This window comes from Campylobacter sp. BCW_4332 (assembly GCF_001763175.1).
Classification (GTDB): domain Bacteria; phylum Campylobacterota; class Campylobacteria; order Campylobacterales; family Campylobacteraceae; genus Campylobacter_D; species Campylobacter_D jejuni.
On sequence record NZ_MJYF01000020.1, the window covers coordinates 1 to 2,405 of the forward strand.

Annotated in this window: 2 protein-coding genes; both read right to left on the bottom strand. The window is 25.9% G+C overall.

Annotated features, from left to right (window positions below; genetic code table 11):
- Positions 1-354: 354 nt before the first annotated feature.
- Positions 355-714, bottom strand: coding sequence for a hypothetical protein (locus AJN64_RS01480; RefSeq protein WP_002779560.1), 360 nt, complete (start codon positions 712-714; stop codon positions 355-357).
- Positions 708-2,291, bottom strand: coding sequence for a lysozyme (locus tag AJN64_RS09700; RefSeq protein WP_070281019.1), 1,584 nt, complete (start codon positions 2,289-2,291; stop codon positions 708-710). The genes AJN64_RS01480 and AJN64_RS09700 overlap by 7 nt, the downstream gene beginning before the upstream one ends.
- Positions 2,292-2,405 lie beyond the last annotated feature (114 nt).

The window sequence follows — 2,405 nt, forward strand, 5'->3', positions numbered from 1 at the left end:
ATAAAATCAATCTGTTTAACTTCTTTATTGTTGATTGTTAAATTTTTAATAGTTTGAATTAACTCTGTTTTAGAACTTATAAACATAAAAGATTCCTTATATAAAGTATTATTATATCATTTTTTATTTGCTAATATTTTTTGTCTCTCTATTAATCTCTCCTATCCACCTAAGCACATTGCCCTTATCATCAATCTCTACTTCTAAATCTTTGTATTTGTTGTAAAATTTAGGAGCTAAGATTTCATTAATTAGGATTTTTATAACTTTAAAAACTTCCTGTAATTCTTATTGCATCTTTTTAACTTTTTACATATTCTAGGTATTTGTTGTTGCTTGTTGCCTTTGTTGTGTCTATTTTTCACATAATTTCAGACGATATTCTTGTATAATCTGCTTGTTTTTAGAAATATATAAAAAATTATTAAAAATATTGTATTCATAAATACCATTTTTAAAAACATATCCTTTAAAATTCATATTTACATCACTAATAGACTTACCGTTTAGGACAATATATTTTCCATTATTTTTATTGACACCCACATATACAACTTTATCACAAGTTATATTACCCTCTGGACATAGATTTAAAATTTTTATCCAAAACTTTTCATTTTCATAGGTACATTGCTCTAGTGGAGTAAAATCCTCTTGCGCTAATAAATAAGTACTAAAAAATAAAAACAATAATATATTTTTAAAAATTACCATTTTTCATAACCTCCTTGAATGTAAAGCTTATATTCAGCATTTCTCCTATTAATTAGTCCTTGCATTACTTTATTTTGACTTTTGTTCCACGCCATCCAAGCTTCCTTTAATGTTTTGTAGCCTGTTTTCTCTCCATTGATGATTTTAACAACAGAAGAATTTTTAAAATTATCAATCCCTATATTAAAACATAATATAACCAAGGCATCAAATTCGTTCTGTGCTAAGGAAGAGTTTATTGAATTTTTTACAGCATTTTCAAAGGGTAACAAATCGCTTTTAAACAATTTATCCGCTTCTTGTAAAGTAATCCCATTTTTATACAAATCCCATTCATTTTGCCCTATAAGATGTCCATATCCGATAGTTGCACCTTTAACATATGAAGTAATTTCTTTTCCATTTTGATCATTATAAGGTTTGAGTCTTAGCTTCTCTATATTTTTTAAAAGATTTTGACCATCATTGCTTAGATGAGTGATTTTTTCTTGAGTATTGTTTTCACTAACCCCATTTACCACCACAAATTTACAAACATAAAACTCTTGTTTTCTATCTTCATCTTCTAAGATTTCATCTAGTCCTTGTGCGATTTGAAGTTTTAAATTTTGCATTTTTGCAGGAGCTAAAAAACTAAAATGATATTCGTTTAATTCTTTATTATCTTCTAAAGCATTTTTGATGATTTTATCATACTCATGTAGCTGTGTAAAATACCCTACTCCTAAATCTTTATTTTCAAATTCCTTATAAGCACTTTTATAAACTTTAGCAATGTTTTTTGGGATAATAAAATAAAGTTTGATTAAATTAGTATCAAAGCTAAGATTTAATTCTTTAAATTCATAATCTTTACTAAAGTCTTGTTTGAATTGATTAAGAATATTTATATCCTCTATATCTTTTAAATCTTTTAAATCTATATTAAATTCATTTAAAGCCTTATCTTGTTCTTTTTTTTCATTATTGATTAAAAGATTATAGATAGGTAAATTATCTTTTTGAAATCTATCACTTTTATAATGAAGTCTTATTATAGGCTCTTTTAACTCTATTTGATTTTTACTTTGTTCTCCTAAGCCCTCTTTAGGATCAAAGCTGTGATCAAATTTAAACTTAGTAGGAGTAAAGCTTACTTTTAAAGCAAAGCCTTTATCTGTTTTACAAGCTGAGATGAGTTCTTGTAAGATTGCAAATTCATTATTGACTTTCTTTTGAGATAAGGATCCTTTTACATTAACAACTTTAGTACAAGGAACACTTACACCTGCTATAGTATTAGGACAAGCTACTATACTAGAGTTTAATAAATCACTTTCTAGTATTATAGGAATGTTATTGTCTTTAAAAGTTTTTCCTTTGTTTGATTTAAGTATGACTTTACCTCCATGGATACATTCTAGGTTTTGATTTTCTAAAAGAGCATGAAGTTTAGCTATAGCTTGTTTTTTATCTACTTGTGTGGTTTTTTGTTCTTTTAAAGTGTTTGAAATTAAGTCTTTATACTCTAAGCTTTGTTTGCTTAAACATTCTAATTTAATATTTAAAGAATTTTCTATAATAGAATAATTAAGCAAACAAAGTTCATCATTTTTATAAAAGATGCTAAGTCTTCCTTTGCCACTGCTTTCATCTTTAGGAGAAAAATAATAACTAGGTGTATCTTGTTTTATAGTATTATCTTGATCTAA